General features: G+C 61.0%; 6 protein-coding genes and 2 pseudogenes. 2 read left to right on the top strand and 6 right to left on the bottom strand.

The window, feature by feature from the left end; genetic code table 11:
- Positions 1–170: 170 nt before the first annotated feature.
- Positions 171–920 (bottom strand): type I methionyl aminopeptidase, encoded by a 750-nt coding sequence (map, locus tag FEM54_RS21865; RefSeq protein WP_017135044.1) that lies wholly within the window; start codon positions 918–920, stop codon positions 171–173.
- Entirely contained in the window at positions 920–1,120 is a 201-nt protein-coding gene (locus tag FEM54_RS21870) for a ParD-like family protein (RefSeq protein ID WP_017135045.1), read from the bottom strand. The genes map and FEM54_RS21870 overlap by 1 nt, the downstream gene beginning before the upstream one ends.
- Positions 1,121–1,395: 275 nt before the next feature.
- Here FEM54_RS21870 and ilvA point away from each other — a divergent pair, with 275 nt between their 5' ends.
- Positions 1,396–2,418, top strand: coding sequence for a threonine ammonia-lyase, biosynthetic (gene ilvA / locus FEM54_RS21875; protein WP_017135046.1), 1,023 nt, complete (start codon positions 1,396–1,398; stop codon positions 2,416–2,418).
- A gap of 236 nt (positions 2,419–2,654) precedes the next feature.
- On the top strand, positions 2,655–2,921 hold the full coding sequence (locus FEM54_RS21880) for a DUF1652 domain-containing protein (protein WP_017135047.1): 267 nt from the start codon (positions 2,655–2,657) through the stop codon (positions 2,919–2,921).
- A gap of 73 nt (positions 2,922–2,994) precedes the next feature.
- On the opposite strand, the gene FEM54_RS21885 is transcribed toward FEM54_RS21880, so the two are convergent.
- The 4 genes and pseudogenes from FEM54_RS21885 to FEM54_RS21905 all read right to left on the bottom strand — a co-directional run.
- Positions 2,995–3,255, bottom strand: coding sequence for a DUF2790 domain-containing protein (locus tag FEM54_RS21885; RefSeq protein WP_017135048.1), 261 nt, complete (start codon positions 3,253–3,255; stop codon positions 2,995–2,997).
- Positions 3,256–3,355: 100 nt separating this feature from the next.
- Complete coding sequence (locus tag FEM54_RS21890; RefSeq protein WP_017135049.1) at positions 3,356–4,294, bottom strand: carbohydrate kinase family protein; 939 nt, start codon at positions 4,292–4,294, stop codon at positions 3,356–3,358.
- Between the two features lie 12 nt (positions 4,295–4,306).
- Positions 4,307–5,788, bottom strand: a pseudogene (xylB, locus tag FEM54_RS21895) (xylulokinase).
- A gap of 169 nt (positions 5,789–5,957) precedes the next feature.
- Positions 5,958–6,231 (bottom strand): annotated as a pseudogene (locus FEM54_RS21905) (mannitol dehydrogenase family protein); the annotation flags it as partial.

The following is a 6,231-nucleotide window of genomic DNA, read 5'->3' on the forward strand; positions in this document are numbered from 1 at the left end:
AGCCCCAGTAATGGCACAGGGATGTTTCCTGAAAGAACTCAGCGCCTGGTTTGGGGCCGCTGCGCAACCCAACGCGGGGCAAGCCCGCTCGCCACAACAGCGCTCCTGTGCAAGCGGTGTGTCAGTGACACACAGTCGATGCTATCGCAGGCAAGCCAGCTCCCACAGGTTTACGGTTGCAGCGTCAGCACTTCAAAGCCGTCCGCCGTCACCGCCACGGTATGTTCCCACTGCGCCGACAGGCTGTTGTCCTTGGTCACCACCGTCCAGCCATCCTTGAGGTCGCGCACCTTGGCGCTGCCCTGGTTGAGCATCGGCTCGATGGTAAACACCATGCCTTCGCGCAGTTCCAGCCCGGTGCCGGGGCGGCCGAAGTGCAGCACTTGGGGTTCCTCGTGCATCTGCCGGCCGATGCCGTGGCCGCAATACTCACGCACCACGCTGTAGCCGTTGGCCTGCGCATGGCTCTGGATTGCATGGCCGATATCGCCCAGGCGTGCGCCGGGGCGGACCTGGCGAATGCCGGCCCACATGGCTTCAAAGGTCTGTTCCACCAGGCGCCGGGCCTTGGGCGCCACGCTGCCAATCATGTACATCTTGCTGGAGTCAGCGATAAAACCGCCTTTTTCCAGGGTGATGTCGATGTTGATGATGTCGCCGTCTTTCAACACATCCTTGGCACTGGGCATGCCATGACACACCACTTCGTTGATCGAGGTGTTGATGCAAAAGGGGTAGTCGTATTGCCCAAGACTCGCCGGCCGGGCTTTGAGCTCGTTGCGGATGAAGGCTTCGACGGCGCTGTCCAGCTCCAGGGTCGAGCGCCCGGCGGCGACAAAGCCGTCGAGCATGCTGAATACCTGGGCCAGCAGGCGCCCGGATTCGCGCATCACGGCCAGTTGTGCGGGTGTCTTGATCATCAGCCGCGCCCTCGGATCAGGTCGGGTTTGTCCAGCAACAGCTTGTTGATCAGCTCGTTGTAGGGCAGGTGCGGGTTGAGTTCGGCCAACAGGCCGATCTTGATCCAGAACTCGGCCTGGGCATTGATGGAGCGGTCCATGGCGGCGCTGGCCAGGCGAAGCTGTTCGTGCAGTTGGTCGGTTATCTTGACGATGCCCATGGGTTTCACTGTGTTAGATGGATATACAAAGCGTATACGTTTCGTATATCGCTCGTAAACCCCAACCCGCTAAATGGCCACAGGCCATTGACTTGCCCAGCCACCGCCGGTTAATTTCGGCGCATGACCTTTCCAGCCTTGCGCCGCCAGTCGAGCATTATTATTACCGCCATTCCTCATTTGGCGGGATAGCACACGGCTGCACCCAAACCCGCCCTAGAGGCGGGTTTTGTTTTTCCGACTCCTGGGCAGCACACCAACACCAGGAGACGCCCATGAGTACCCACCGCGCCGCGCAAACCGCCAATACCGGGCTGCTTGAGCACTACGTGAAAAAGATCCTCGCCGCTCCGGTTTACGACGTGGCAGTGCGCACGCCCTTGCAATCGGCGCCTGCGTTGTCGGCGCTATTGGGCAACCAAGTGCTGCTCAAGCGGGAAGATTTGCAGCCGACGTTTTCCTTCAAGATCCGTGGCGCCTACAACAAACTGGTGCAACTCGGCGATGAGCAGAAAGCCCGTGGGGTGGTGACCGCCTCGGCGGGTAATCATGCGCAGGGCGTGGCATTGGCGGCGCGGGAACTGGGCATCAAGGCCCGCATCGTCATGCCGTGCAGTACGCCGGAATTGAAGGTGCTGGGCGTGCGCTCCCGTGGCGCCGAGGCGGTATTGCGTGGCGAAAGCTTTCCGTTTGCCCTGGCCCACGCATTGCAGCTGGCCGAGGCGTCGGGTTGCACCTTTGTTTCGCCGTTCGATGACCCCGATGTGATCGCCGGCCAAGGCACAGTGGCCATGGAAATACTGCGCCAGCAGCAAGGCCCGCTGCACGCGATCTTCGTGCCGGTGGGCGGCGGCGGCCTGATCGCCGGGATTGCCGCCTATGTCAAATACCTGCGGCCCGAGGTGCGCATTGTCGGCGTCGAACCCGAGGGTTCCAGTTGTCTGCTGGCTGCCTTGCGCGCCGGTGAGCGGGTGGTGCTGCCCAGTGTCGACGGGTTTGCCGATGGCACCGCGGTGGCGCAGATCGGCGCCTATGGCTTTGAGATCTGCCGCGATTGGGTCGATGAAGTGATCACCGTCAGCAATGACGAACTGTGCAGCGCCATCAAGTTGATCTACGACGATACGCGCTCCATCACTGAGCCTTCAGGCGCACTGGCGGTGGCGGGCGTTCGCAAGTACGTCACCCAAAACGGCGTGCGCGGGCAGACCTTGGTGGCAGTGAACTCAGGGGCCAATATCAACTTTGATAGTTTGCGACATGTTGCGGAGAGAGTAGCGGCGCAAGGTGCAATTTAGTGCATAAACGTTTAATCGACGCAGTTCGACGATAATTCACGCGGGGTAAACAGATTTATATACGTCAGCGCGGCGCTTATGAGGAAAGGTTACAACGAGAATGGATTTTGCCGAGTAGGCTGATGAATGAAAGCGTCTGCCAGGGTCGGTAAGACGCCGCAGGCACGCGCCTGCACCGTACCTGAATATCTGTACCTAAAAATCTGTTGGCAGTCTCAAAAAAGGAGAGGTTGGCCATGCTTTCGGAACTAGAGCTACGCAGTATTATTGAAGGAAGTTTCCTGCCCAAGCGGTGCGAATGCACCAAAGCCGAAGACGCCTCGTTGACGATCAAGGTGTATGACGACCGCGACCGTGACCGGGTGGATTTGGAAGTCAAAGGTATCAACGCGGAAAAACTCGACAGCAGTCGAGCCATTTGCAACCTGATCAGCGGGTTGCGCGAAGACCTCAAGCACACTCAAGCGCCTGCTCAGCAAAGAGTGGCGGGGCGCGGCTACTAGTCAGCCAAGTGTTTGAGAGTGATTCACCGACAACCTGTGGGCCTGGTAAACGCCAGGCCCAATGCGGTGTGTTTCAATTCTGAAAATCGCAGGCTTCGGACATTTTTCGGTAGCCCACATCTTCGATCTTCCCGGCTTTGTCCACGAACTTGATATCGGCGTTGATTACCTTGCACATGTCGGTGTCTTCCTCGTGCATGGCGATCACTTTGTCGACGTTCAAGGGCATGCCGTATTGATACTGCACAGGCTTGGCGGCGGTGTCGGCCTGGGCCATCCCCGACACCGCGGCAAGGGCCAAGGTGGCGGTGAATAACAAGGTACGCAGTTTCATGGTGGTGCTCCGCAAGTGAGTTCGAATTCACTCTCGGCTTGCGGGATTAACCATCGATTAATTTTGCCTTGGCTGACAAAACCTTCATGAAACCCAGGCTTCAGCCCAACTGCTGGCGATACGGCAGGTCCGGCCCGGTCTTGCTGCAGGTCAGCGCGGCGGCGCGGATCGCGAAGCCCAGCATGCTGTCGATCTGCGCGCGTGTCAGCTGTTGCAGGCCGTCAATCGAATCCAGCTGCTGCTCGGTCAACCAGGCAATCAACGCGGCCTGGAAGGTGTCGCCGGCGCCCACCGTATCGGCCATCACCACCTTGACCGCAGGTTGCGACCAACTGCCGTGCTGGCGGCTGAACACGCTGGCGCCATCGCCGCCACGGGTGAGGAACACCAATTGGCAACGGTGCTGCAACCAGCCTTGCAGCACGCTCTCGGGCGACTGGTCGGGGTAGAGCAGGTGCAGGTCTTCATCGCTGACTTTAATCAGGTCGGCATGCTTGACCAACTCGGCCACGCGCTCACGCCACAGCTGGATATCCGGTTGCGGGTTGAGCCGCACATTGGGGTCCAGGCTGATCAGGCGTTTGCCGCTTTCGCGCTTGACCAGGCTCAGCAGGGTGTCGCCGATCGGCTGCACCACCAGCGAAAACGAGCCGATATGCACGCCACGAACCTCATCGCCCAAGGTCGGCAGATGCTCAAGCGTCAATTGCCGATCGGCGCAGCCTTCGCCGCGAAAGCTGTATTGCGGTGAGCCGTTGGCGCCCACGGCAACCATCGCCAGGGTGGTTGGCGCGGCAAACTCAAGCAGAAACTGCTGGCTGACGCCTTCGTCCTTGAGCACTTGCAGCAAGCGCTGGCCAAGGAAGTCATTGGACACGCCACCCAACAGCGCGGACTCAATGCCCAGGCGGCGCAAACCCACGGCCACGTTGAACGGCGAACCACCGGCAATGGCCTTGTAATTGACCCTGGAAGCCTGCCCGCTGGCATCCTCCTCGCTGAAAAAATCGAACAGCGCTTCGCCACACACCAGATACATAGTCGTTCGCTCTTAAAGGGTTGCCACGAGCTGCTGATAGCGCTCGTAAGCCTGTTGATAGGCACTGACATTGGCCGCCACCGGCAGCGTGCGGCTGCTTGGGTCGACACTCACACATTTGTCGCACAGGCTGGCCAGGGTGTCGCCGGACTGGCCCCACGCCGCCTGGATCGCCGCGCCCAGGGCAGCGGCTTCGCTTTGTTCGGTACACACCACTTCGGTGTTCATGATATCGGCGACCATCTGCCGCCACACCGGGCTTTTCGAGCCGCCGCCGATCAGGCGGATGCTGTGGCTTTGCAGGCCGGTCTGGCGCAGCAGGTCGAGGCCGTAGCGCAGGCCGAAGGTGGTGCCCTCGACCACCGCGCGACACAGGTTGGCGCGGGTCAGGTTGGTCATGGTCAGCCCGTGGAGGCTGCCGGTGGCGTGGGGCAGGGCGGGCACGCGTTCGCCGTTGAGGAACGGCAGCATGCTCACGCCATCGGCGCCAATCGGCGCTTGCGCAACCAGGCTGTTGAAGGTCGCAAGGTCAAGCTCGAACAGCTCGCGAATCACCCCGGTGGCGTTGGTCAGGTTCATGGTGCAGATCAACGGCAGCCAGCCACCGCTGGACGAACAGAAGGTCGCGACCGATGCTTGCGGGCTGACATTCGGCTGGTCGGCAAATGCGTAGACGGTGCCGGACGAACCCAGGCTCATGGTGATCACGCCGGGGGCGATATTGCCGGTGCCGATGGCGCCCATCATGTTGTCGCCGCCGCCGCTGGACACCTTGGCATTGGGGTTGATCCCCAGGCGTTCGGCGATGGCCGGCAAGATGCTGCCGACAGCTTGATCCGCCGCAATCAACGCGGGCAGGGCTTTTTCCAGGCGCCCGCTCGGGTCGATGTGCGTAAGCAGTGCCACGTCCCACTCGCGGCTGCGCACGTTGAATTAGCCGCTGCCCGCCGCATCGCCCTATTCCGCCACGGCGCGGCCGGTGCGCCAGTAGTTGAGGTAGTCGTGGGGCAGCAGGATATGCGCGATGCGTGCGAACACGTCCGGGTGTTGTTCGCGGGTCCACAGCAGTTTCGACACGGTATAGCCCGGCGCAATCGCCACGCCGAGGCGTTCCAGCGAGCCGCTTTCGCCGCCCAGGTACGCCAGCAGGCGGTCGTTCTCCGGGGCGGTTTCGGTGTCACACCAGAGTTTGGCCGGGCGTAGCACCTCACCGTGCTCGTCCAGTAGCACCAGCCCGTGCTGCTGGCCGGAGACGCCGATGCCGAGAATGTCCTGGCCGTCCACGCCAGCCTGTTGCAGGGCGCGGTGAGTGGCTTCGGTAAAGGCATCCAGCCATTCCTGGGTGTGCTGTTCGCGACGGCCATTGGCGCCGCTGATCAGCGTATGCGCGGCGGCGCCCAGGCCCAGGACCTTGCCGCTGGACGCGTCGAGGACGATGGCTTTGGTGCCCTGGGTGCCGCAATCGATGCCGAGGTACAGGTTTTGCTGGGTCATGAAGGAGTGCTCAGCAGTATTATTCTTGGATTGTTAACCCGCTCAAATGTGGACGCTGGTCTGTGTGGGAGCTGGCTTGCCTGCGATGCCAGCACCTCGGTCTATCAGTCAAACCCAGGTGATGCTATCGCAGGCAAGCCAGCTCCCACACAAGCCAGCTCCCACATTTTTAATCGGGTGTTTTCAGCAGTTGCTGCAGTGTTGCGGTGACGCCGTTGTCGCGCAAGCTGACAAAGCACCGCTCAAACGCTGCCACAAACTCAGCCGAGTTGGGAATAGCCTTGCCAAAAATCTCTTCCACACCCAGCAGGCGTTGGCTGATCAGCGCATCGTCACTCACCAGCCCTTGGCAGAACTCGGCGCGTGGGTCGGGGATCTTGTAAGTCACGCCGTTTTCATCAACGCCTTTGAGGTACAACGCCCAGGCGGCGACAACCAACGCC

Source organism: Pseudomonas edaphica (assembly GCF_005863185.1).
GTDB lineage: Bacteria > Pseudomonadota > Gammaproteobacteria > Pseudomonadales > Pseudomonadaceae > Aquipseudomonas > Aquipseudomonas edaphica.

Excerpts from the sequence above, each read along its gene's own strand:
- map (WP_017135044.1), bottom strand. The coding sequence starts at position 920 with ATGATCAAGACACCCGCACAACTGGCCGTGATGCGCGAATCCGGGCGC.
- FEM54_RS21870 (WP_017135045.1), bottom strand. The coding sequence starts at position 1,120 with ATGGGCATCGTCAAGATAACCGACCAACTGCACGAACAGCTTCGCCTG.
- ilvA (WP_017135046.1), top strand. The coding sequence starts at position 1,396 with ATGAGTACCCACCGCGCCGCGCAAACCGCCAATACCGGGCTGCTTGAG.
- FEM54_RS21880 (WP_017135047.1), top strand. The coding sequence starts at position 2,655 with ATGCTTTCGGAACTAGAGCTACGCAGTATTATTGAAGGAAGTTTCCTG.
- FEM54_RS21885 (WP_017135048.1), bottom strand. The coding sequence starts at position 3,255 with ATGAAACTGCGTACCTTGTTATTCACCGCCACCTTGGCCCTTGCCGCG.
- FEM54_RS21890 (WP_017135049.1), bottom strand. The coding sequence starts at position 4,294 with ATGTATCTGGTGTGTGGCGAAGCGCTGTTCGATTTTTTCAGCGAGGAG.